The following is a 22,597-nucleotide window of genomic DNA, read 5'->3' as shown; positions in this document are numbered from 1 at the left end:
GCGCAGGGCCGCGAGCAGCCCCTGGCGCACGGCGGCGGAAAGCGCGTTCACCGGCGGATTGCCGATGGTCGCGACCACCACGCCGCCCTCGCGCCGCGACGAGACCGCCGCGCTGTCGACCACCCCGGTCATCACTTGCCTTCGGTGAAGCGGCGGAAGTCGGGCTTGCGCTTCTCGCGGAAGGCGACGCCGCCTTCCTTCGATTCGTCGGTGTCGTAGTAGAGGCTGAGCGCCTGCATCCCCATCGACGAAATGCCCCGGATGCTTTCCGTATCGGCATTGAACGAGCGCTTGGCCAGCGCGATGGCGGTCGGGCTGCGCTCGATCAGTTCGGCGCACCAGCGGTCGACCTCGGCATCCAGCTCCTCATGGGGCACGACGGCATTGACCAGGCCCATCTGCAGGGCTTCGGCCGCGGTATAGCGACGGCACAGATACCAGATCTCTCGCGCGCGCTTCTCGCCGACGACCCGGGCGAGATAGGCGGTGCCGAAGCCCGGATCGACCGAGCCGACCTTGGGGCCGACCTGGCCGAACTGAGCCCTCTCGGAAGCAATGGTCAGATCGCAGATGGTGGCGAGGACATTGCCGCCGCCGATGGCGAAACCGGCGACCCGGGCGATCACCGGCTTCGGCACGTCACGGATCAGGCTCTGCAATTCGTCGATCGGCAGGCCGATGGTGCCCCGGCCGTCGTATTGGCCGTCATGGGCGCCCTGATCGCCGCCGGTGCAGAAAGCCTTGTCGCCGGCGCCGGTCAGCACGATGACGCCGATCGACTTGTCCCAGCCCGCGGTCTGGAAAGCATGGATCAATTCATCGACCGTGCGGCCCCGGAAGGCATTGTAGCGGTCGGGACGGTTGATGGTGATGCGGGCGACCCCGGCCGGGCGCACTTCGTAGAGGATGTCTTCATAGGCGGTCATCTCGGACGCTCTCCCTTGGTTTCTCCGGGCACACGCTAGGCGGCGCCGATTTTTATGTCAATGCATTGTTATATATCGCCGGACGAAACCCCGGGGGCCAGGGGCACCCCGGGGCGAGAGGTCAGAACTTGTAGATGGCCGAGGCCTGGATGCGGTCGGCGCTGCCGCTGTCGCCGCCTTCCGTTTCGCGCTCCGCATGGCTGTATTCGATGCCGACGTCGAGCGGCGGAATGATCGTCGCGATCAGATTGCCGTGGAAGGTCAGCATTTCCTTGTTGGCGGTCAGCGGCACGGTGCTGTTGTTCTCGATCTTGTGATAGCCGAAGGTCAGGTTGCTGCGGAACATGTCGTCCCAATGGTGCTGCACGGTGAAGGTGCCGCCCCAGGACGGCAGGGCTTCGAGGTTGGTGCCATCGAAGCTGGCGCTCTGGCGGTAGGACAGGGTCATGTAACGATTGACGCCCTCGCCGTAGAGTGCCTGGAAGCCGAACTTGTCCTTCTCCAGGAACTTGATCGAACCCGACAGACCGAGGCCCCAGCCGAAGACCGAATCATCCGCCGTCGCCGTATCGGCCGAGATTTCGCGGGCGATGCCAAAGCCCGCCAGATGGCCCCAGTCGAACTTGCGCGCATAGCGGAAGGTGAAATCGGGCAGGTGGTCGACATTGGGATCGGCGAGGCCGGAAATGCCGCCGGTCGAGGCCGCGTTGGAATTATTGGCGGCGACATTGCCGATGAAGTCGCTTTCCGGATTCTCGAGCGCGACCGAAAGCGTGTCCGGCCCTTCGGCATAGGTGTAGCGGATCTGCGGCTGGCGCAGCGCCAGTTCCGCCGGGAGGCCGCCGAAATCGAGCTTCTCGGGCGCGGCGACCAGATCGTAGGGCGTGGTCCAGGTCTGGCCCAGGGTCAGCGGGCCCGCGGTGATATAGGCATGACGCAGGCGGGGACTGACGGAATTGGTCGCCGCCTCGGTCCCGCCCGAGCCGTAGAAATCGAGTTCGATGACCGAACGGGCGGTGAAGCCGTCGAAGGGCGTTTCCGTCGTGACGTTCAGCCGGGTCTGGCGGGCGTTGAAGCCGAAGGCGCCGTCCTTCTCCCGCGTGCCGTCGAGCGCCATGCTGTCCGGCGTCACCACCGAGCCCATGGACGGCCCCATGTCATAGGTGCCGTCGAGCTTGACATAGCCGCCGATCTTGACCGACGTGCTGGTCCCTGGAATGCGGAACGAGCCGGGCATGGATCCCTTCAGATCCGCCTCGGTCAGGGCATCGCCCTGCTTCTTCTCGACCTCGGTCTGGCGCGCCTGGATGTCGTTCAGCTGGCGCTGCAATTGCTCGATCTGCTGCTTCAGCGCGTCGATCTCGGTGCCCGCCATGGCGATCCCCGGAACGCCGACGGTTGCGGCAAGCGCGCCCGACATCAACAAACCCCTGCCCCTGCTCTTCAACATGGCTTTTTCCTCTCTGCTGGTTTTTGGCAAAGTGCCGCCCTTCCCGCGGTGAATTCACCGCGAGTTTTTTCCGGTCCGGTCGCGCCGGATTCGGTTACGCCATTACGGATTTATCTCGTGTGCGACGCTTCACGCGCCTCGCGGGCATGGCTTCATGTCGTTTCCCCCAGCGCACCATTACCGGTGTCGTCGTTACGGTCGCCCGCTCCCCGCGGGCTTATTAATATGTATTCTTATTTTACGTATACTGTCAATTATCGCGATGAGAGAAAGGCCATGCCGGCGTAACCTTTCCGCCGGCATGGCCCCGGGATCAGCCGACCATGGTCAACCCGCCGGAGACAGAAAGGACCTGGCCCGTTACGAAGCCCGCGGCATCGCTGGCGAAATAGGCGATGGCGCCCGGCAGGTCGCTCGGCTGGCCGATGCGGCCAAGCGGGATCGAGCGGCGGAAGGCTTCCATCAGCTTCTCGGGGTTGCCGGCGCCTTCCTTGTATTCGGCGAAGAGCGCGGTGTCGGTCGGCCCCGGGCAGACGACGTTGAAGGTGATCTGGTCGCGGGCGTGTTCGCGCGCCATGGTCTTCGAGAAGGCGACCAGCGCCGCCTTGCAGGCGGCATAGACCGCCTCGCCAGAGGAGCCGACGCGGGCGGCGTCCGAGGCGATGTTGATCACCCGGCCGCGCTTGCGCGCCGCCATCAGCGGCACGATCACATGATGCATGTGCAGCGCGCCGGTCAGGTTGATGGCGATGAGCTTTTCCCACTGGTCGGGCGTCGTCTTCAGGAAGGGACGGAAGACATCCCAGCCGGCGTTGTTCACCAGAACCTCGATCGGGCCGAGGCTGTCCTCGGTGGCCGCCACCGCCGCCTCGACCTGGGCGCGATCGGTGATGTCACAGGCGAAGGCCTTGGCGATGCCGCCGGCGGCGGTGATCGTCGCGGCCACGGTCTCGGCCGCCTCGAGATTGCGGTCGAAGACCGCGACCCTGGCGCCGAGCGCGGCGAAATGGGCGACGGTCGCCGATCCGATGCCGCCGGCGCCGCCGGTGATGATGATGGTCTTGCCGCTGAAGTCGCTCATCGCGTTACCTCTATACTGTTCGGAAATGTTGCTGTATTCGAGCCTTGCTATAGAGTGGATATGGCAAGGTATTGATTTGAAACGGGGCCGATTGGATGACCAGGAGCAAGACGGCTGTGGCCACGAGCGACCAGATCGACCAGGCGAATTTCGATATTTCGAACCGCCTCTATTTCCGGCTCTACCAGGCCTCGAACCTGCTGCACAAAAACGGCACCCGCTTCATGTCGGAATTCGGCACCACGACCCAGCAATGGGGCGTGCTCGGCGCGCTGTCCCGCCCCCGCGTCCACGAGGCCGGCATGACGGTCAAGGAACTGCTGGAGTTTCTCGCCGTCAGCCGCCAGAACCTGACCCCGGTGATCGACCGGCTGGAGGCGCGCGGCTGGATCGAGCGGGTGAAGGACCCGGCCGACGGCCGCAGCCGGCGCATCCGCATGACCGTGCCGGGCGACGCCATCTGGGCGCGGATGCTGGTCAGGATCGACGAGTTCTACAACCGCTCCCTCGCCGGCTTCAGCGCCGAGGAAAAGCTGATGCTCTATCGGCTGCTGGACCGGCTGAAGGCGGGCCTGGGGGAGGTCTAGGGTCATCGCCGTTCAGGCCCCGGGCGTGGCGGCGATTTCGCGCAGGCGGAATTTCTGGATCTTGCCGCTCGGCGTGCGGGGCAATTCGTCGACGATCTCCAGCCGCTCCGGGAAATATTGCTGCGCCATCTTCTGCTCGCGCAGGTAGGCGATCATCTCATCGAAGCCGAGGCTGGCGCCTTCGCGCAGGATGACGAAGGCGCAGGCCCTCTCGCCCAGGCGATTGTCGGGATAGCCGACGATGGCGACGGCCGAGACCGCGGGATGCTTGAACAGCAATTCCTCGACCTCGACCACCGGGATATTCTCGCCGCCGCGCACGATGATGTCCTTGGAGCGACCGGCGATGCGGATGTAGCCGTCGGCATCCATGCGGGCGATATCGCCGGTGTCGAACCAGCCCTCGGCCGACTGGCCGGGCAGATCGGGCCGCTTCATGTAGCCGACGAAATTGGAACAGCCGCGAACCTGCAGCATCCCCTCCTCACCCGGGGCGAGGGCCGTGCCGGCGATGTCGACCACCCGCACCTCCATGCCCGTCAGGGCGACGCCATCGGTCGAGGTGGTCTTGTCCTCGGGATCCTCGGGCTTCGTCGTGGTGACGGCGCCGTTTTCCGACATGCCCCAGGCGGAAATCACGGGGGCGCCCAGCGCGACGCGGGCCCGGGCGACGAGGGCGCGCGGGATGGGCGCACCCGCGGAGACGAAAACGGCGAGCGTCGGCGTCCCCTGCCCCGTGGCTTCCACATGGCCGGTCAGGTCATTGAGGAAGGGGGTCGCCCCCATGGTGAATGTCGCCTGTTCCTCGGTGATCTGGCGGGCCATTTCAGGCGCCGCGAAAATATCCTGAAGGACGGCGGTCGCCCCCAGCATCACCGGCAGCACGAGGCCATACATGAAGCCCAGCTGATGGGCCATGGGCGACGGCATGTGAATGACGTCGTCGCGGCCAAGATGCAGCCTCTCGGCGAAGGGCACGAGGTTGGACAGCATGGTGTTGGAGGTATGCATCACCCCCTTGGGCTCGCCCGTCGTGCCGCTGGTATAGAGAAGCTGGATGACATCATCGGCCGCGAGCGGATAGGGCTTCAGCGATGCCCGTCCGGCCTCGCCCGCCTTCGGCTCCAGCAGACGCTCGAAAGCCTTGTCCCCCGTGCCACCGGCGATGAAGACATGAGCGAGCCCCGGCAGGCGCGCCTGGACATCCGCGGCGAGGGCCGGATAGTCGAAGCCCCGGAAGCGATGCGGCACCACCAGGACCCTGGATTCGGCAAGGCCGAGCATGAAGGTCAATTCCCGCTCGCGGAAAATGACCATCAGCGGATTGCTGATCGCGCCCAGCTTCAGGCAGGCGAGGTGAAGGACGGTGAATTCCCACCAGTTGGGCAGCTGGAACGACACGACATCGCCGCGCCCGACGCCGCAGTCCCGCAAGGACAGGGCGACGAGATCGGAGCGCCGGTCGAGTTCCGCGAAGCTGAGACGGCAGGCCTCGCCGCTTTCGGACCGGGTGGCGACCAGCGCCGTCTTGTCCGGCGTCTCCGCCACCACGCGCCTCAGGTGATCGAGCAGCGTCAGGTCACGCCAGTAGCCCTTCGCCACCATTTCGCCGCGCCGATAGGCCGTGCTGCCGTAAGCGGTCATGTTTCCGTCTCCCTGGTCGGCCGGTCGGCTTCGCTGCCGGCCCTGTCGTTGTTCCACCGCCTTCAGGCGGCGGCGCGAAGTGCCTCGCGGGCAATGATCAGCTTCATGATCTGGGCGGTGCCGTCGCCGATCTGGAGGCCGAGCACGTCGCGCAGGCGCTGTTCGAACGGCAGTTCGTTGCTGTAGCCGGCATGACCGTGCATCAGCAGGCACTGATGCACCACCTCGAAGGCGAGCTTGGGCGCCCACCATTTGCACATCGCCGCCTCGCGGGTATGGGGGGCGCCGGCATCCTTGGCCGCCAGCGTCTGGTAGCAGAGCAGGCGGGCGGCCTCGACCATGGTCTCCGCCTCGGCGAGGGGGAAGGTCACGCCCTGGTTGTCGGACAGCGGCTTGCCGAAGGCTTTCCGCTCCTGCACGTATTTCCAGGTCTCGGCCAGGCTGACCCGGGCGATCGCCAGGCATTGCAGGCCGATGAGGGCGCGGCTGAAGTCGAAGCCCTGCATCACCTGGACAAAGCCCATGCCCTCGTCGCCGAGACGGGCGGAGGCTTTCACGCGGACGCCGTCGAAGAAGATCGAGCCGCGCCCGATCGCCAGCTGGCCAAGGTCGTGGAAGCGGGTCCGGCTGATCCCCGGCGCGTGAAGGTCGACGAGGAAGGCGGAAATGCCGCGCGCCTTCTGTGCATCGGTGCCCGTGCGGGCGAAGACGACGGCATAATCCGACTGGTCGGCCATGGAGATCGAGGTCTTCTCGCCGGTCAGGACGTAATCATCGCCATCGCGAACGGCCTTGAGGCGGAGCGCGCCGGCATCCGAGCCGCCCTGGGGCTCGGTCAGGGCGAGCGCCACGATGGACTGGCCGGAGCAGATCTTGGGCAGGACCTCGGCGGCGATGGCGGGCGCGGCGTAACGCGCCAGGATCATGCCGCAGAGCGAGCCGAGCAACTGGATGTAGCCGGTGTTGAAATCCCCTTCCGAGATCGCCTCGAGAATGATGCCCGAGGTGACATGGGAGACGCCGAGACCGCCGTATTCCGAGGGAAACTCGGCGCCGATCAGACCAAGCTCGCCCATCGCCTTCCGCACGTCGAGGGGGACGATGCCTTCCTGCTCGAAGCGACGCGAGGCCGGCGCCAGGACATCGCGGGCGAAGCGCAGGGCAGTCTCGCGAAAGCTCGCCTGTTCCTCGGTGAAGCCGCAGGGAAGACCGCTGCCGGCGGCATGGCTGGTGCTGCTCATCTCGTTACCTCGCCCGGGCGCGAATCGTGTCGCGGCCGATTTTCAGACGCTGGATTTCCGACGTGCCCTCGTAGATCCGATAAAGGCGGACATCGCGGTAGTGGCGCTCGGCCGGATAGTCGGCGATGTAACCCGCGCCGCCATGGATCTGGACATTGCGGTCGGCGACCCGGCCGACCATCTCGGAGGCGAAGAGCTTGCAGCATGACGCCTCGATGCCGACGTCGCGCCCGGCATCCTTGGCCCGCGCGGTTTCCAGCACCATGGCGCGGGAGGCCAGCGCCTCGGTCCGGCTGTCGGCGATCATCGCCTGGATCAGCTGATATTCCGCGATCGCCTTGCCGAATTGCTTGCGACCCGCCGCATAGTCGACGGATTCGTCGAGGATCCGCTCGGCGAAGCCGGTGCAGGCGGCGGCGATGCCGAGACGGCCGCGGTCCAGCACCTTCATCGCGGTATGGAAGCCCCGGCCCTCGATGCCGCCGATGATGTTTTCCGCCGGCACCCGGCATTCGTCGAAGATCACGTCGGCGACGTGGGAGCCTTTCTGCCCCATCTTCACCTCGGGCTTGCCGATGGAAAGGCCCGGCGTGCCGGCTTCGACGATGAAGGCGGAAACGCCCGAGGCACCGGGCTTTCCGGCGTCGGTGCGCGCCATCACGGTGAAGACGCCGGCACGGGGCGCATTGGTGATGAACCGCTTGGTGCCGTTCAGGACATAGACATCGCCCTCGCGCCGGGCGCGGGTCTGGACCGCGCCCGCGTCCGAGCCGACGTTCGGCTCGGTCAGGGCGAAGGAGCCGATCAATTCGCCGGTGGCGATGCGCGGCAGATATTTCGTCTTCTGATCGGGCGTGCCGTCGATCGAAATGCCCTGCGAGCCGATGCCGACATTGGTCGCCGCCAGCGAGCGAAAGGCGGGCGAGGCCCGGCCCAGCTCGAACATGACGAGGACTTCCTCTTCCATGGTGAGGCCGAGGCCGCCGAATTCCTCGGGCACGGAGAGGCCGAACAGGCCAAGGTCGCGCATCCCTTCGACGATCGCCGGATCGATCGCGTCCGCCTCCGCCACATGGGCTTCGGCGGGGATCAGCCTTTCATCGACGAAGCGACGCACCGCCGAGGTGATCGCCTCCAGGTCGTTTTTGTATAAAGGCATTGATATTCCTCCTGAGCGCAATCTACGCACCCGGAATTTAATGTCAATGCCTTGCTATAAATACCGGCGCGCGCCGCCTCAGCGGAAGATCAGCGACAGGCTCGCCTCGAACAGGGCGCCGATGTCGACGGGATGCTGCGGCGCGATCACGCCATTGTTGACCATGCCGACCCAGAGCGGCGCGAGCAGCAGGTGGGGATGGCGCGCCAGGATCTCGCCCCCCGCCTCGCCCCGTTTCACGGCGCGCGCAGCATGAAGACGAATGTGCTCGATCAGCGGCAGGAACACGTCCTGCCGGTAGACTTCGGCCAGCACCGGGATCCTTGCCCCTTCCGCCAGGATCAGGCGGGCGACGGCGGCGCGGCCACCGCTTTCGATCCGGCGCATGACCGGAACCAGCGTGCGGCGAAAATAGTCGGCGACGGTTTCGTCCGGCCCGATTTCCTGTTCCTCCGCCTCCCTCAGCGGGTTGGTGACGATGTCGCGGACGATGCCCGCGAACAGCGCCTCCTTGGTCGGGAAATAAAGATAGATGGTGCCCTTGGCGATGCCGGCGCGGCGGGCAACGCCGGCCATGGTCGAAGCCGAATATCCCCGCTCGAGGAACTCCGCCATGGCCGCCTCGACGATGGCCGCCCTCGTCCGCGCGGTCTTTTCCGGGCTGGGTCCCCGGCGCCGGGCCGGGCTCGCCCCCGCCCCCTTCCCGCTCTCGCCCGTCATTCCGAACCTCCATTCATGCATGGCGGCATACCACGCCATCATTTGATCTAAAATGACCGAACGGTCATTTTAGATGCGGAATCACCGCCCACCAGCGGCCGGAGGCCATGATGGTATCAATCCCGCCCGAATCCCGCGCGTCATCCCGACCGCGCTGGCTCTCCTTCGTGTTCGTCGCCCTTGCCCTTGTCGCCGGGACAATGGGCGCGACCATGCCAAGCCCGCTTTATCCCCTGTACGAGGAAGCCTGGCGCCTCTCTCCCAGCGACATCACCGTCATCTATGTCGCTTACATGATCGGCGTGGTGGCGACCTTTCTTTTCCTTGGCCGGATGTCATCCCGTTTCGGCGCCCTCCCCGTGCTGAAGGCCGGCCTCGCGGTCATTCTGGTCGGCCTTGCCCTTTCGGCGGTCGCGGCGAGCCCCGCCATGCTGATCCTCGCTCGCGCCGTCATCGGCGTCGCCTCCGGCCTGATCACCAGCGCTGCGACCCTCGGCCTCGTCGAGACCGAGCCGGCGGGGCCACGGCGGATGGCCTCCATCACCGCTTCTTCGGTAACCATGGCGGGCTTTGGTCTTGGCCCCTTCGCGACCGGCCTCGTCGGCCAGTTCGCGCCGGCACCGCTGATGACGCCCTATGGGGTCGTCTTCGTCCTGGCACTGCTCATCCTCGCGGGTCTTCTCGTCTTCGTCCGGGACACCCGGCCGGCCGTCCCGCGCGCGGGTTTCTCGCTGATGCCACGGCTTGTGCTGCCACGACGGCGCGGCCTGTTTCTCGTCGCGGCCTTCTCGGTCTTCACGGCTTACTCGCTGTTCAGCCTGATCGCCTCCCTGGCCCCGTCCTTCGTCACCGGCGTCCTGCCCTGGCATGGCCCGGCGGTCAGCGGCACGCTGGTCGCCGCCGTTCTCTTCTGCTCCGCCTCGGTCCAGTTGCCCGCTCGTGGACTCGATACCGCCAGGGGCCTGACCATCGCGCTCGGCCTGATGGCGCTCGGGGTCTTGTGCCTTGGCATCGCCGGTGCCACCGGCTCGATCATCGCCTTCGGTCTCGCCGATATCGTGATCGGCATGGGCCATGGCCTCGCCTTCATGTCGGGCCTTGGCTTCGTCAACCGTCTCGGCCAGGAAGAAGGCGAGCACGCCGGTTTCCTGGCCAGCTTCCTGACCATTGGCTATCTCGGGACCATCGCCCCCATCCTCGGCGTCGGCTTCCTCGCCGACCATGTCGGGCTTCCGAATGCCATCGTCGCCTATTGCGCGAGCGCGGCCGCCCTCTGCCTGGTGCTGCTGGCGGCCTGCCGCCATTTCAGCCGCCCGACAGGAAGGCAGGCCGGGTCAAATGCCGAGGCCGTTCCGTAACCGGCCACGGAACGTGCCCACCGCCACCGCCAGGTGTCCGGGCTATTCCTGCCCGCTTCCGGACGTGGCGGCGAACACCGGACGGGTGCCGCGTCCGTGCCCCATCGGGCGGCCGCAGGCGCAGCCGAAACCCTGTAGGGGCGAAGGCAGCGGTCTTTCCGGGGCTGTTCCCCCGCCTTCCGGCGACGCGGTCTGGCCACCCGCCATGGCGAGGCGGGCGGCGCGGATCGATCGAGCGACCAGCATGGCCCTGGTCTGGAAGTCACACATCCGCGCCGTCCCCGTTCATGCCTACTTCAGAACGATGGGATTGACCGGCGAGCCGGTGCCGTTCACCACCTTCAACGGCGCGGCGGCATAAAGGAAATCCCACTGGCCATCGGCCGAACAGTCGTCGGAGAGTTTCCTGAGGTCACAGATCTCGGTGAAGGTAACCCCGAGATTCCGCATCAGCGCGCAGTGCAGCGGCAGGGCGACGCCGCTGACCGGATCGACGGTGACCTCGTTCGCGATCGTATCGGTCACGAGGTTGGGGATCTCCATGGCGCGGAACCATTCGACCAGGGCCGGCGAATAGGTCAGGCCGGGCTCGATGAAGCCGTCGTAGAACTCCTCCTTGCCGTCGCGGAAATAGGTCTCGATCCAGCCGGTGCGGATGACCAGGATGGAGCGCGGGCTGATCTCCACGCCCTGGCGCGCCGCCGCCGCCATCAGGTCCTCGTGATCGAAGGTCTCGCCCTTCTCGAGGTTTTCCTTGCCGCGATGCTTGGCCATGTCGATCAGCACGCCCCGGCCGACCACGCCACGCTCCGCGATCGGCAGCACGCTGGCCTTGGCCATGCCGCCGATCGTGCTCTGGGCGTCATAGCCATTGTAAAGCTGACCGTCGTACCAGACGTGACCCAGCGCGTCATATTGGGTCGAGCCCTGTAGGAAGGCCGACATCGCATCGTCCGCGTAGTGAATGCCACCGGGGAAGCTCGGCCCCTTGCCCACGGTCCAATAGCCTTCGTCGAGGATCTGGTAACGCTCCGCGCCCCGCCGGCCCGGCCACACCGGATCACCCACCGGATTGCCCATGGGAACCTGCAGGGTGAAGACCTTGCCGGCACGGACGAGGCCGACCGCCCGCAGCACTTCCGCCGGACCAAGGTAGTTCAGCGCGCCCAGTTCGTCGTTCGGGCCCCATTTGCCCCAGTTCTTCGGTGCGTCGCGCAGCAGGTCGCCGACATAGGGCGCTTCTTTCGTCATGTTTCTCTCCCGGTTTTCTGTTTTGGGTTGCTGGCGATTCAGGCCCGTGGCCGATCGCGCAATTCGCGGCGCAGGATCTTGCCGGTCACGGTCTTCGGCAATTCGTCGAGCACTTCGACGAATCGCGGATATTTGTAGGCGGCGAGACGTTCCTTGCAGAAGGCGATCAACTCGTCCGGCTGGGCACCCTGCCCGGGGCGCAGGCTGACGAAAGCCTTCACCGTCTCGCCCCGATAGGGATCGAGAACGCCGATAACGGCCGCCTCGCGCACCGCCGGATGCTCGTAGAGCACGTCCTCGACCTCGCGCGGCCAGACCTTGTAACCGGCGGCATTGATCTGGTCCTTCTTGCGGTCGACGATATAGAACCAGCCCTCGGCATCCATGTAACCGACATCGCCCGTATGAAGCGCGCCGTTCGGGATGGCATGGGCGGTCTCCTCCGGCTTGTTCCAATAGCCGGCGATCACCTGGGGGCCGCTGGTCACGATCTCCCCCACCTCGCCCACCGGCAGCTCCTGTCCGTCTTCGCCGACGATGCGCACGATCGTGTCGAACACGGGCACGCCCACCGACAATGCGCCCGAGGCGGCATCGACCGGCGCCTCCACCCCGAGGGGCACGAAATGCGACGGCGAGGTGGTCTCGGTCAGGCCGTAGACATTGTGGATGTAATGGCCGAACACGGTCTCGAAGGCGCGGGTGATCGAGGGCGGGATAGGCGCCCCGCCGGAAGCGATCTTGCGAAGCGAGCGAAAGTCCGCCTTCGGTGCGTCCTTGTGGTTCATCAGGGCGATGAAGGCGGTGATGGCGCCCACGGTGAAACTCGGCCGTTCCGTGCCGATCGTGTCGAGAACGACCGAGGGCTCGAAGCGGTACATGAGCACGAGGGGGGCGGCGAGCAGCAGGCTGAGGGCGACATGGCCGATCAGCCCGGTGATATGGAAGAGCGGCGCTATGCCCAGCACCACGTCGTCCGAGGTCAGGCCGCACCAGTCGCGATAGGTCTGGGCGTTGAAGACGACGTTGCCATGGGTGTTCATCGCCCCCTTGGGCGCCCCGGTGGTGCCCGAAGTATAGGTGAGGACGGCTGTCTCTCCGGGCCCGAAATTAACCGGCGGCACCGGCCGGCCGCGATAGGCCACCAGCAGTTCGTCCAGGGCCTCCGTCCCCTCGAAATGCGCGCGGGTGATGCCGGCGAAAAGCCGGGCGTCGTCATGCGCGCGGTATTCGAGTTCGGAGGTGGTGATAATGGTCCTGACATCCGTGCGCGGCACCACGCCCGCGGCGACATCGCGGTAGAGCCCCTCGAGGCAGAGCAGTACCGCGGCGCCCGAATCCTTGAGCAGCAGTTCGAGCTCGCGCTGGCGGTTCATCGGGTTGATGGAAACGGCGATGCCCCCCGCCTTCCAGGTCCCGACGAGGCCGATGACGAATTGCGGGACATTCTGGAGATAGAGCGCGACCCGCTCACCGCGCTTGAAGCCCCGATCCAGCAGGGCGGCGGCGAAGGCATCCGACAGCGCGCCCAACTCGCGATAGGTGATGCGGCCACCGAAATAGCGGAGGGCGTCACCCTCCGGATTGCGCCCGGCCGAAGCCCGGAACATGGCGAGGGCGTCGCCGTATTCCGCCGTGAGCCCGGCGGGCTGCCCTTCGGGATAACGGGCCAGCCAAGGCTTCGTCTCGTAGACACTCATTCCCTCACCTCTCACCAGAAGAACCATGGCGAGAGATGCGAGGAACATGGAATAAAAGCCACGCCCCGTCCTCTCCCCGGTCTCGTTATCGGAAGACGGCTGTTCGCCGCGTTCCTCTTTGTTCTGGGAGGATGCTTCGTCTTTCCTAATGGGACGGGAACAGGATTTTCGGCACTGGGCTCGGGTTCATGTTTGAAACGCTATGCTCGGGCGCGAATTCCTATAGTGAACCGCGTCAGCCCGCCCGCCGGAAGGCGCTGGGAGAACGGCCCACGACGCGCTGGAACACGGCGCCGAACTGGCTTGCTCCGCCGAAGCCGCAGGCGGCGGCGATCGCCGCGATCGGCATCTCGCCTTCGAGCAGCAGGGTCCGCGCCCGGGCGATCCGCTGGTTCAGGACATATTGATAGGGAGCGAGGCCGTAGCTCTCGCGAAAGGCCCGGCCGAAATGACCAACGGAAAGGCCGGCGAGGGCGGCCATGTCCTCGACCCTGATCCGCTGCCCGAGAGCGGTGCGGACGAAGTCCTCGATGCGGCGGCGCGTGGCGGGCGCGAGACCGGCGGTCTGTTCCGGGACAGGGCTTGTCTCGCCATATTTGGCCTGAAAATAGGCCTGGGTCGATTCGAGCAGCGATGGCAATGCCGGGGCGGCGGTCGACCCCTCGCGCAGGACCATGGCGATCGTCGTCGCGTAGTGCCACAGGACTGGATCACGGAAGGGCGTGGTCACATCCGCGAGGCGGTCGCCGGCGAGATTGAATTCCGGGCCGAGATAGATCTGCAACATCTCGAAATTGCCCGTGAAGCGCCAATCGCATTCGAAGCCGGGCTCCAGCAGGACGGTGGTGCCGCGCGCCGCGCCGCGCCAGACCGAACGGCCCCGGACGATCTGTTCCAGGGTCGAATCGCCCTGAAGGGAAATCGCCAGGAAACGCCGCCGATGCCCCTCGAACACGCGAAGGCGCGGCGTCTGGCGCCACAGGGCAACGCTCGGCCCGGGCCGGTCGGCCGGCTGCAGGCGCGCCACCGGGGACGTATCGGCGAAGCGCTTCACCGCGTCGACGGTCTGCTCCAGGTCGATATCGATGGTCATGCGGCCCCACCTCCCATGCGCGGGCCGCCTTCCGGCGGGCGGCGGATCGAGCCCTGTCCCGCGTTCTTCTTGGTTTGCCGGCAAGACTAATGCGCGGCCTGGGTCGACGCCAGCGTCATCACCCGGATCGCGCAGGGAAGCACTTGATGGATTCGCGCGAAACTCTAGGGATTCGCGCGCGAGCTGGATGAAGACCGTCCTGAAGCCGGGGGTGACGAACAGCGGGCGATCCCGCATCGCAATGCCGGATGTTTGTGCGGGCCGGCCATCACCTCAAGAAGCCGATCAGGCGGGCACGGGCCGGCGGTGTCCCCACAGGCGCGGCCATCGACCTCCTCCCGCGCGACCGACATCCAACTCACACCCGCTCAGGTGCTTTTAATGCACTGATGTCATTCCGCCATGGGCGCCTCAGCGGCGACGCCAGCGTTGTGTCCGCTCCAGCAGGATGCCGGCCGCCAGCCCGTAGACCGTGCGCACGGCCGCCGTTGTCACGAAGATCATCATGGCCATGGCCGCCGCCGGCGCCACGTCCCCGGCGTCGTCCATGTTGAGGACGGCGACGGAAGCCAGCGTCGTATCCGGCGAATAGAGGAACACGACGGCGGAGACCGTCGTCATGGCGTTCACGAAGAAATAGGCGCCGACCTCGAGGATCGCCGGCAATGAAACTGGAACGGTCACACGCAGGAACGTGAGCCACACCGGAACCTTCAGCGACGCGGAAACCGCCTCGAATTCACCGTCGATCTGTTTCAGGGCGGTGACCGCCGTCAGGTGGGACACGGAATAGAAATGGCTGATCGTGCACATGACGAGGATCGCGAGCGTGCCGTAGAGCCCTCCCAGCGGATTGCCCGGTGCGTTGAAGAAGAAGATATAGCCTAGGCCAAGGACGATACCGGGAACCGCCAGCGGCAACAGGGCCAGCAGATGCACGGTGGTGCGCAGCGCCCCCCAGCCCCGGGTCTTTTCACAGGCCCATGCGCCGGCGAAGACGATGATCGTGCCGAAAAGCGCCGTAAGGCAGGCCATGCGGAGGGAATTGCCGTAACTCTCCCAGCCCCCGCCATCCATCATGTCGAAATCGTAATTGCGCAATGACAGCGACAGATCGTAAGGCCACAGTTTCGCCAGCGAGGCAAAGGCCGCCATGCCGAGCAGGCCGAGAACGAGCGCAGAGACGATGACGCAGAAGGCGAAATAGGCGAGGTCGACCGGCCGGTTGGGCCTCGGCGCCAGGGGCACGGCCCGCGCCGACAATTGCGCCGCCTGCCGGCGCTGGACGATCCGGTCCACGACGAACGCCAGCACAGCCGGCAGCAGCAGGACCAGCCCCACCACGGCCCCCATCTCGAATTTCTGCTGCCCGACCACCTGCTTGTAAACGTCCGTCGCCATGACGTTGTACTGGCCACCGATCACCTTGGGGACGCCGAAATCGGTCATGACCAGGGTGAAGACCACGAAAATCGCGCTGATGATGCCGTAGCGCGCGCCGGGCAGGGTCACGGTGAGGAAGCGGCGCAGGGGGCCCGCGCCCAGGGCCTCGGCCGCCTCGTAGAGGCGGGCATCCGCCGTCGACAAGGCCGTCACCATGATGATCAGAGCATGGGGGAAGGTCCAGAAGACCTCGCCGATGATGATACCGATGGGGCCGTAGATGGTCTCGCCCATCAACAACGACGTGAGCACGCCCTTGTTGCCGAAAAGATAGACCAGACTGATGGCCGGCAGCAGTGACGGCGCGAGGATGGGAACCTGGGCGATCATGCGGAACAGTCCGCGTCCCGGCACGCAGGTCCGCGTCAGGGCATAGGCGTAGAAGAAGGCGAGAGTGACGCAGATCACCGTGGAAACAATGGTGATGAACAGGCTGTTGGTGATCGACGACGAGAGGGCGGGAGAGTCGACATAGGCCACGAAATTCCGCAAGCCCACGAAATTTCCATCCCTGTCCTCAAGACTTTTAGAAAGTAACGACCAGAGTGGCAGCGCCACCCCGACCAGCAAGCCGATAGCGGTCAGCGCGAGGATCCCCCGCTGCACCCATTCGTCGGCTGCCGCCTTCTGCCTCACCCGCGGCCCGGCCAGCACATAGTTGCTCATCGCGCGATCTCCGGCCGCGGGGTCCTGGTCGGGCCGAAGACGCGGATCCGGGCCGGCGGCAGTTGCACCGGGATGCGCATTCCCGGGGCTATGCCCTGGTCCCGCACGACATTCATCGGCAGCTCGGCGGAAACATTCAGATGAGTGCCGGGGACATGCAGCGTGGTCGAGAAATGATTGCCGACATATTCCATGACCCCGACATCGACCTCGAAACTGTTGGGGGCACCATCGGTTCCATGCAGCAGGACGTCTTCCGGCCGCAGGCACAGGGTCACGGCGTTTCCGACGGCGAAGCTCGACTGGGTCTGCACGCTCAGCCGGGTCCCCGCCACCTCCACGGTGCCGGTGTCGACGAGTCGCCCTTCGAGACAGTTGATCTTGCCGATGAAGTCGGCGACGAACAGCGTCTCGGGCTTGCTGTAGATTTCAAGCGGCGTGCCCACCTGATCGATGACACCCGTGTTCATGACCACGATCCGGTCGGCCATGGTCAGGGCTTCCTCCTGATCATGGGTCACCATGATCGTCGTGATCCCGAGCCGGCGCTGCAGGTCGCGGATCTCGCCGCGCAGCCGCGCCCTGACCCGCGCATCGAGCGCCGACAAAGGCTCGTCCAGCAACAGAAGACCCGGGGACGGGGCGAGCGCCCTCGCCAGGGCGACACGCTGCTGCTGACCGCCCGACAGTTGCGCCGGGTATTTCTTCAGCTGATCGGCCAGCCCAACGGTTTCAAGCAGGGATTCCACCCGCTCGGCGATCGCCTTGCGGTTCATGTCCCGACCTCGGAGGCCATAGGCGACATTGGCGGCGATGGTGAGATTGGGAAACAGGGCATAGGACTGGAACACGATGCCGAAGTCGCGCTGCCCCGGCGGCAGGGCTGACACGTCCCGACCCGCCTGAAGTATCGTGCCCGTCGTCTGGGGATCGAGGCCCGATATGGCGCGCAGAAGGGTCGTCTTGCCGCAACCGGACGGCCCGAGGAAGGAAATGAACTCACCCCGGCGCACCGTCAGCGATACGTCGCGCAAGGCCTGGAAGTCGCCGAAGTGCTTCGAGACATTTCGAACTACAAGATAATCGTCGGTCATCGTCTCTCTCCCGCCTTCGGACGGAATGCAAACGGCCGTGCCAAACCGGCACGGCCGTTTCTCTATCCACCGGGGATCGGAAATTACTTCTTGGGTTCCGACTTGCCGTCGTAACGCTTGGTCCATTCCGTCAGGATGCGTTCGCGGTTCGAGGCGGCGAAGTTGAAGTCGTTGTCGATCAGCATCTCGCCCAGATTGGCCGGGACATAATCGAGCTTGCCGGCGACGCCATCGATCGCGGTCATGGCATAGCTGGCGGCGTAAAGCTCGTTCGCCTGGCGGGACGCCGCCCAGTCGGCCAGTTTCTTGGCCGCCTCGGGGTGCTTGGTGGTCGACAGGATCGCCGTCGCCTCCAGGTCCCAGCCCAGGCCTTCCTTCGGGAAGATCACTTCGATCGGCGCGCCGCCGGCCTTGGTCTTGGCCGCGCGATATTCGAACGAAATGCCGATGGCATATTCACCGGCGCCGGCCTGCTTGCAGGGCTTGGAGCCCGAATGGGTATAGGCGGCCACATTCTCGTGCAGCTTGTCCATGAAGGCCCAGGCCTTCTCCTCGCCCATCAGCTGAAGCCAGGCGGAAACCATGAGATAGCCGGTGCCCGACGAGGCGGGGTTCGGCATGGTGATCACGCCCTTGTATTCCGGCTTCGTCAGGTCTTCCCAGGACGTCGGCGCGGTGAGGTTCTTCGCGCCGCCCTCGACGGTGTTGTAGCAGATCGCCGACGACCAGACGTCCATGCCGACCCAGGTCGGCGGATTGCGCGTGTCGCGGAACTTCGGATTGATGGCGTCGAGACCGGCCGGGGCGTAGGCCATCAGCATTTTCTGGGCATCGAGGAGCATCAGCGACGTGGCTGCCAAACCCCAGACGGCGTCGGCCTGCGGATTGGCTTTCTCGGCCAGGAGCTTGGCGGTGATGATGCCGGTCGAATCACGCACGAAGCGCACATCGATGTCCGGATTGTCCTTTTCGAAGGCCTGCTCATAGGCCTTGAGCTGGTCGGCCTCAAGTGCTGTATAGACCACGATTTCGGTCGCGGCCATGGCCGACGTCGCGGAGAAGGCAACCAGTGCCCCGGCGGCAAGCGCTTTGAAATTCATGTCGATCCCCTTTCAAGATGGGGAAGGCCTAACATGCATGTTTTGCAGTCTCGTGACGTTCTCTCACGCCTCGAGCCCGCCGGATCTCTGGAATCCACCTTCCAATGCCAGGGAGCATCTCCTTGCCCAACGCCGACACCCGGAACCTCGACCTGGACAGTTTCCAGCCCATCGATCGCGTCAAGCTGCTGTCGCCGCAGCCGACGACCCACCCGCCACGCATCCTCCTGCTCCATGGCTCCTTGCGGGCGCGGTCGTTCAGCCGGCTGGTCTGCGAGGAGGCGGGCCGCATCCTCGAGGCCTTCGGCGCCGAGACCCGGCTGTTCAATCCGTCCGGCCTGCCGCTGCCCGACGATGCCGACCCTTCCCACCCGAAGGTCCGGGAATTGCGTGATCTGGTCGCCTGGTCGGAGGGGATGGTCTGGTGCTCGCCCGAGCGGCACGGTGCCATGACCGGCATCATGAAGGCGCAGATCGACTGGATCCCCCTGTCGGATGGCGCCTTGCGCCCGACCCAGGGCAAGACGCTGGCGGTGATGCAGGTCTGCGGCGGATCGCAATCGTTCAACGCCGTCAACCAGTTGCGAATCCTGGGGCGCTGGATGCGCCTGATCACCATTCCCAACCAGTCCTCGGTCGCCAGGGCCTTCGCCGAATTCGGCGAGGACGACCGGATGAAACCCTCGCCCTATTACGACCGCATCGTCGACGTGATGGAGGAACTGGTGAAATTCACCCTGCTGACCCGGGATCGCGCCGACTATCTGACCGATCGCTACAGCGAGCGGCGAGAGAGTGCCGAAGCCCTGTCGCGCAGGGTGAATCAGCGGTCGATCTGACGCTGCCGGGCCAAATCGTCGTCATTTCCCGAAACGCCGCGATGACCGTCACGAAACCGACATTGACGTGGGATAGCTGAATCACCGTCGGAGCGTCGTCGCGGTCGGAGGGTTTGCCATGCGTGTCGGGATCAACGGACTGGGGCGGATCGGCCGGTTGGCGCTGCGGGCGGCGATGGGTGGCGCGGAGCGCCCGGCGGACGACCCGCGTGGCGGCAATCGCCTCGACATCGTGCATCTGAACGAAATCAAGGGCGGCGCCGGCGTGATCGCCCATCTGCTGGAATTCGACAGCGTTCAGGGCCGCTGGCGTACCCCGATCGCGGCCCTGGACGCTGGCCTGTCGATCGCCGGCAAGGCCATGGGCGTCAGCGCCCATGCGGCCCCCGGCGAGATTCCCTGGGGCGACCTCGGCGTCGATCTCATCCTCGAATGCACGGGCAAATTCCTGAGCCCCGACAGCCTGCGCGGTCATCTCGATCGCGGCGCGAAGCGGGTGATCGTCGCCGCGCCGGTGAAATTCCCCGACGTGCTGAACATCGTCGTCGGGGTCAACGATCATCTCTACGATCCGGCCCTGCATCCGATCGTCACCGCCGCCTCCTGCACCACCAATTGCCTCGCCCCCGTGGTCAAGGTGGTGCACGAGGCGATCGGCATCCGCCACGGCCAAATCACCACGATCCACAACCCGACCAACACCAATGTGGTCGTCGATGCCCCGCACAAGGACCTGCGCCGGGCCCGCAGCGCCATGACCAGCCTGCAACCGACCACGACCGGCAGCGCCACGGCGATCGCCCTCATCTATCCCGAGCTCAAGGGCAAGCTGAACGGCCATGCGGTGCGGGCGCCGGTGCTGAACGCCAGCCTGACCGATTGCGTTTTCGAGATGACGCGGGAGACCAGCGCCGACGAGGTGAACGCCCTCTTCGCCGAAGCCGCCGCCGGCCCCCTCGCCGGCATTCTCGGCTACGAGGGGCGCGCCCTGGTCTCGGCCGATTACGCGCGCGATACCCGCAGTTCCATCGTCGACGGACTGTCCACCATGGTGACCGATGGCACGCTGCTGAAGGTCTATGCCTGGTACGACAATGAAATGGGCTACGCCTGCCGCATGGTCGATCTTGCCACGATGATCGGGCAAAGGGGCCTTTGACCATGGCCGGCATCCGTAATTACGCGATCGTCACCGCCGCCTACTGGAGCTTCACGCTCACGGACGGCGCGCTGCGGATGCTGGTGCTGCTGCATTTCTATCGGTTGGGCTATTCCCCCTTCACCCTCGCCCTGCTGTTCCTGCTCTACGAGGCGGCGGGGATCGGAGCCAATCTGATCGGCGGCTGGCTTGCCACCCGTTACGGCATCACGCGGATGCTGGGCGTCGGCCTCGCCACGCAGATCGCCGGCTTCCTCCTGCTGTCCCTGCTCTCGCCGGACTGGGGCGAGGTGCAGGCGGTCGCCTGGGCCGTCGCCTGCCAGGGCATCTGCGGCGTCGCCAAGGACCTGACCAAGACCGCGTCCAAATCCGCGATCAAGCTCACCGCGGGCGACGGTTCCTCCCGCCTGTTCCGCCTGGTCGCCTGGTTCACCGGCAGCAAGAATGCCATGAAGGGCATCGGCTTCTTCCTCGGCGGCCTGCTGCTGGAAACCCTGGGCTTCCGTATCGCCCTGTGGTCCATGGCCGGCCTGCTGCTGCTCGTCCTGCTGGCCGGCACCCTGTCGCTGCCGCGGCGGCTCGGCCGTTCCACGGCGTCGAAAAGCACGAAGGAACTGTTCTCGAAGTCGGCGGGGGTCAACCTCCTGGCCCTTGCCCGGATCGGCATGTTCGGGGCGCGCGATGTCTGGTTCGTGGTCGGCGTGCCGGTTTTCCTTTATGCCGCCGGCTGGAGCTTCACCGGTGTCGGCACGTTTCTCGCGCTCTGGACCATCGGCTACGGTCTCGTGCAGGCCGCCGCTCCGGCCTTCATCCGGCGCAGCGCGGACGGCCTCAGCCGCGAAGTATCGGCGGCGCGCTGGTGGTCCCTGGCGCTCACGCTTGTTCCCCCCGGCCTGATCGCGGCGCTGAACTGGCCGATCACCATCGGCGGCACGGTCTTTCCGCCCGACGCCATCCTGGTCGCCGGTCTCGCCATCTTCGGCTTCGCCTTCGCGATCAATTCCTCGGTCCATTCCTATCTGATCCTCGCCTACGCCGGTTCGGAGAAGCTGGCGGAGGACGTCGGCTTCTATTATGCCGCCAACGCCGCCGGCCGCTTCATCGGCGTCGCCCTTTCCGGCATCCTCTATCAGGCGGGCGGGATCGAGGCGGCACTGGCCGGTTCGGCCGCCATGCTGGCGAGTTGCTGGCTCGCCACCCTGTTCCTGCCGCCGCGAGCCCGGCCGATCGAACAGGCCAAGGGGTGAGCGTGATCATGCCCGCGATTGTTGCGGCGGGCGTCCCGAGATCCGCGGTCTGCCGACCTCGGAGAGGAAGATGTCCGAATGCCGTCAGGACACCTTCGAGCGCGGGCACGATTACGCTCGCCGCCGATCTTTTCGATGAACCGGACAGTTTCCAGGATTTCGTCGTTGCCCATGAACGGCTTCACCTGCGCGTGCCGAACCACGGCTGCCTGTTCAAGGCGTTGATGACGGCGCATGTATCTGGCTGGCGATCCTTTTAGCGACAGTTCGTGTTTCTGCATCGCCCGGATAACGGACACGGGGGCGGCCAGGCCGGATACGGCTGGTTGCCCCCTGGAACGACAAGAAGCCCACGGGCTTTCGCGCGTGGGCTTCTTGTAATCTATTTGGTTTCGGGGGCTGGCAGCTACCGGGAACGGCATTCTCTCAAGGCAACCATTTAATCACATTGTTGAACCGCGCCGGGTTTGTCGGAGGCCAATCCTTTTGAGAGGATGTGGCGATGACGAACGAGAGTGCGATGAAGTTTTCCTCCGAGATGCGTGCCCGGGCGGTGCGCATGGCGCAGGACCACGGGAGAGAGCCCCCCTCGCGCTGGGCGGCGATCTCGGCAGGGGCGGCCAAGGTCGGCTGCACGGCAGAGACGCTGCGGCTGTGGCTCGAGAAAGCCGAATGTGACAGTGCGGACGGCGGTCGTGGCGGCGATGTGGAAGCCCGGCTGAAAGCGCTGGAGCGCGAGAGGCGGGAGCTTCGGCAGGCGAACGAGATCCTGCGCAAGGCGTCGGCTTATTTTGCCCTGGCGGAGCCAGGCCGCCGACACAAGCCATGATCGCCTTCGT

Annotated in this window: 19 protein-coding genes and 1 pseudogene; 7 read left to right on the top strand and 13 right to left on the bottom strand. The window is 65.7% G+C overall.

Translation table 11 applies throughout. The features are described from left to right. Positions 1-131: 131 nt before the first annotated feature. From badI to WAZ62_RS01690, 3 genes are all read right to left on the bottom strand, one after another. Positions 132-926, bottom strand: a complete 795-nt coding sequence (badI, locus tag WAZ62_RS01700; protein WP_422641799.1) for a 2-ketocyclohexanecarboxyl-CoA hydrolase — start codon at positions 924-926, stop codon at positions 132-134. A gap of 121 nt (positions 927-1,047) precedes the next feature. Next, on the bottom strand, positions 1,048-2,346 hold the full coding sequence (locus WAZ62_RS01695; protein ID WP_422641798.1) for a DcaP family trimeric outer membrane transporter: 1,299 nt from the start codon (positions 2,344-2,346) through the stop codon (positions 1,048-1,050). A 343-nt stretch (positions 2,347-2,689) separates the two neighbouring features. Then, positions 2,690-3,457 carry a glucose 1-dehydrogenase gene (locus WAZ62_RS01690; protein WP_422641797.1) on the bottom strand — a complete coding sequence of 256 codons (768 nt, stop codon included), beginning with the start codon at positions 3,455-3,457 and terminating at the stop codon, positions 2,690-2,692. A 116-nt stretch (positions 3,458-3,573) separates the two neighbouring features. Between WAZ62_RS01690 and WAZ62_RS01685 the strand changes: the two genes are divergently transcribed. Continuing rightward, the gene (locus tag WAZ62_RS01685) at positions 3,574-4,044 is read left to right on the top strand and encodes a MarR family winged helix-turn-helix transcriptional regulator (RefSeq protein WP_422641796.1); all 471 of its coding nucleotides are present in this window, start codon (positions 3,574-3,576) and stop codon (positions 4,042-4,044) included. A 12-nt stretch (positions 4,045-4,056) separates the two neighbouring features. Here the strand turns inward: WAZ62_RS01685 and WAZ62_RS01680 are convergent, their stop codons facing one another. The 4 genes from WAZ62_RS01680 to WAZ62_RS01665 all read right to left on the bottom strand — a co-directional run bounded on the left by WAZ62_RS01680 (position 4,057) and on the right by WAZ62_RS01665 (position 8,808). After that, positions 4,057-5,688, bottom strand: coding sequence for an AMP-binding protein (locus tag WAZ62_RS01680; protein WP_422641795.1), 1,632 nt, complete (start codon positions 5,686-5,688; stop codon positions 4,057-4,059). 62 nt (positions 5,689-5,750) lie between these two features. After that, entirely contained in the window at positions 5,751-6,929 is a 1,179-nt protein-coding gene (locus WAZ62_RS01675) for an acyl-CoA dehydrogenase family protein (protein WP_422641794.1), read from the bottom strand. A gap of 4 nt (positions 6,930-6,933) precedes the next feature. Then, on the bottom strand, positions 6,934-8,088 hold the full coding sequence (locus tag WAZ62_RS01670; protein WP_422641793.1) for an acyl-CoA dehydrogenase family protein: 1,155 nt from the start codon (positions 8,086-8,088) through the stop codon (positions 6,934-6,936). A gap of 78 nt (positions 8,089-8,166) precedes the next feature. After that, complete coding sequence (locus WAZ62_RS01665) at positions 8,167-8,808, bottom strand: TetR/AcrR family transcriptional regulator (protein ID WP_422641792.1); 642 nt, start codon at positions 8,806-8,808, stop codon at positions 8,167-8,169. Positions 8,809-8,915: 107 nt separating this feature from the next. Between WAZ62_RS01665 and WAZ62_RS01660 the strand changes: the two genes are divergently transcribed. Next, on the top strand, positions 8,916-10,166 hold the full coding sequence (locus WAZ62_RS01660) for an MFS transporter (RefSeq protein ID WP_422641791.1): 1,251 nt from the start codon (positions 8,916-8,918) through the stop codon (positions 10,164-10,166). Positions 10,167-10,457: 291 nt separating this feature from the next. Here WAZ62_RS01660 and WAZ62_RS01655 read toward each other — a convergent pair whose 3' ends face one another. The 6 genes from WAZ62_RS01655 to WAZ62_RS01630 all read right to left on the bottom strand — a co-directional run bounded on the left by WAZ62_RS01655 (position 10,458) and on the right by WAZ62_RS01630 (position 18,513). Beyond that, complete coding sequence (locus WAZ62_RS01655) at positions 10,458-11,417, bottom strand: cyclase family protein (protein WP_422641790.1); 960 nt, start codon at positions 11,415-11,417, stop codon at positions 10,458-10,460. Positions 11,418-11,455: 38 nt separating this feature from the next. Next, positions 11,456-13,117: an AMP-binding protein gene (locus WAZ62_RS01650; RefSeq protein WP_422641789.1), complete on the bottom strand. Its 1,662-nt coding sequence runs from the start codon at positions 13,115-13,117 to the stop codon at positions 11,456-11,458. Between the two features lie 235 nt (positions 13,118-13,352). Next, positions 13,353-14,210 carry a helix-turn-helix domain-containing protein gene (locus WAZ62_RS01645; protein ID WP_422641788.1) on the bottom strand — a complete coding sequence of 286 codons (858 nt, stop codon included), beginning with the start codon at positions 14,208-14,210 and terminating at the stop codon, positions 13,353-13,355. A 411-nt stretch (positions 14,211-14,621) separates the two neighbouring features. Beyond that, complete coding sequence (locus WAZ62_RS01640) at positions 14,622-16,319, bottom strand: putative 2-aminoethylphosphonate ABC transporter permease subunit (RefSeq protein ID WP_422641787.1); 1,698 nt, start codon at positions 16,317-16,319, stop codon at positions 14,622-14,624. Continuing rightward, complete coding sequence (locus WAZ62_RS01635; protein ID WP_422641786.1) at positions 16,316-17,413, bottom strand: putative 2-aminoethylphosphonate ABC transporter ATP-binding protein; 1,098 nt, start codon at positions 17,411-17,413, stop codon at positions 16,316-16,318. The genes WAZ62_RS01640 and WAZ62_RS01635 overlap by 4 nt, the downstream gene beginning before the upstream one ends. An 83-nt stretch (positions 17,414-17,496) precedes the next feature. Further along, on the bottom strand, positions 17,497-18,513 hold the full coding sequence (locus tag WAZ62_RS01630) for a putative 2-aminoethylphosphonate ABC transporter substrate-binding protein (RefSeq protein WP_422641785.1): 1,017 nt from the start codon (positions 18,511-18,513) through the stop codon (positions 17,497-17,499). Between the two features lie 116 nt (positions 18,514-18,629). On the opposite strand from WAZ62_RS01630, the gene arsH reads away from it, so the two are divergent. From arsH to WAZ62_RS01605, 5 genes and pseudogenes are all read left to right on the top strand, one after another. Then, complete coding sequence (gene arsH / locus WAZ62_RS01625) at positions 18,630-19,352, top strand: arsenical resistance protein ArsH (protein WP_422641800.1); 723 nt, start codon at positions 18,630-18,632, stop codon at positions 19,350-19,352. A gap of 118 nt (positions 19,353-19,470) precedes the next feature. Continuing rightward, complete coding sequence (locus WAZ62_RS01620; RefSeq protein ID WP_422641784.1) at positions 19,471-20,511, top strand: ArsJ-associated glyceraldehyde-3-phosphate dehydrogenase; 1,041 nt, start codon at positions 19,471-19,473, stop codon at positions 20,509-20,511. Positions 20,512-20,513: 2 nt separating this feature from the next. Then, on the top strand, positions 20,514-21,758 hold the full coding sequence (arsJ, locus tag WAZ62_RS01615) for an organoarsenical effux MFS transporter ArsJ (protein ID WP_422641783.1): 1,245 nt from the start codon (positions 20,514-20,516) through the stop codon (positions 21,756-21,758). Positions 21,759-21,766: 8 nt separating this feature from the next. Continuing rightward, the gene (locus WAZ62_RS01610) at positions 21,767-22,018 is read left to right on the top strand and encodes a YgjP-like metallopeptidase domain-containing protein (protein ID WP_422641782.1); all 252 of its coding nucleotides are present in this window, start codon (positions 21,767-21,769) and stop codon (positions 22,016-22,018) included. 242 nt (positions 22,019-22,260) lie between these two features. Further along, a pseudogene (locus WAZ62_RS01605) lies at positions 22,261-22,597 on the top strand (transposase); the annotation flags it as partial.

Source organism: Zavarzinia sp., assembly GCF_049306435.1.
In the GTDB taxonomy this organism is placed as follows: domain Bacteria; phylum Pseudomonadota; class Alphaproteobacteria; order Zavarziniales; family Zavarziniaceae; genus Zavarzinia.
This window is presented reverse-complemented; position numbering and strand designations above follow the sequence as displayed.

Coding starts and splice junctions, on each gene's coding strand:
- WAZ62_RS01640 (WP_422641787.1), bottom strand. CDS start 16,319: ATGAGCAACTATGTGCTGGCCGGGCCGCGGGTGAGGCAGAAGGCGGCA.
- WAZ62_RS01665 (WP_422641792.1), bottom strand. CDS start 8,808: ATGACGGGCGAGAGCGGGAAGGGGGCGGGGGCGAGCCCGGCCCGGCGC.
- WAZ62_RS01660 (WP_422641791.1), top strand. CDS start 8,916: ATGATGGTATCAATCCCGCCCGAATCCCGCGCGTCATCCCGACCGCGC.
- WAZ62_RS01620 (WP_422641784.1), top strand. CDS start 19,471: ATGCGTGTCGGGATCAACGGACTGGGGCGGATCGGCCGGTTGGCGCTG.
- WAZ62_RS01695 (WP_422641798.1), bottom strand. CDS start 2,346: ATGTCGGGCGCGCTTGCCGCAACCGTCGGCGTTCCGGGGATCGCCATG.
- badI (WP_422641799.1), bottom strand. CDS start 926: ATGACCGCCTATGAAGACATCCTCTACGAAGTGCGCCCGGCCGGGGTC.
- WAZ62_RS01690 (WP_422641797.1), bottom strand. CDS start 3,457: ATGAGCGACTTCAGCGGCAAGACCATCATCATCACCGGCGGCGCCGGC.
- WAZ62_RS01680 (WP_422641795.1), bottom strand. CDS start 5,688: ATGACCGCTTACGGCAGCACGGCCTATCGGCGCGGCGAAATGGTGGCG.
- WAZ62_RS01670 (WP_422641793.1), bottom strand. CDS start 8,088: ATGCCTTTATACAAAAACGACCTGGAGGCGATCACCTCGGCGGTGCGT.
- WAZ62_RS01635 (WP_422641786.1), bottom strand. CDS start 17,413: ATGACCGACGATTATCTTGTAGTTCGAAATGTCTCGAAGCACTTCGGC.
- arsJ (WP_422641783.1), top strand. CDS start 20,514: ATGGCCGGCATCCGTAATTACGCGATCGTCACCGCCGCCTACTGGAGC.
- WAZ62_RS01650 (WP_422641789.1), bottom strand. CDS start 13,117: ATGAGTGTCTACGAGACGAAGCCTTGGCTGGCCCGTTATCCCGAAGGG.
- WAZ62_RS01610 (WP_422641782.1), top strand. CDS start 21,767: ATGCCCGCGATTGTTGCGGCGGGCGTCCCGAGATCCGCGGTCTGCCGA.
- WAZ62_RS01655 (WP_422641790.1), bottom strand. CDS start 11,417: ATGACGAAAGAAGCGCCCTATGTCGGCGACCTGCTGCGCGACGCACCG.
- WAZ62_RS01645 (WP_422641788.1), bottom strand. CDS start 14,210: ATGACCATCGATATCGACCTGGAGCAGACCGTCGACGCGGTGAAGCGC.
- WAZ62_RS01630 (WP_422641785.1), bottom strand. CDS start 18,513: ATGAATTTCAAAGCGCTTGCCGCCGGGGCACTGGTTGCCTTCTCCGCG.
- WAZ62_RS01675 (WP_422641794.1), bottom strand. CDS start 6,929: ATGAGCAGCACCAGCCATGCCGCCGGCAGCGGTCTTCCCTGCGGCTTC.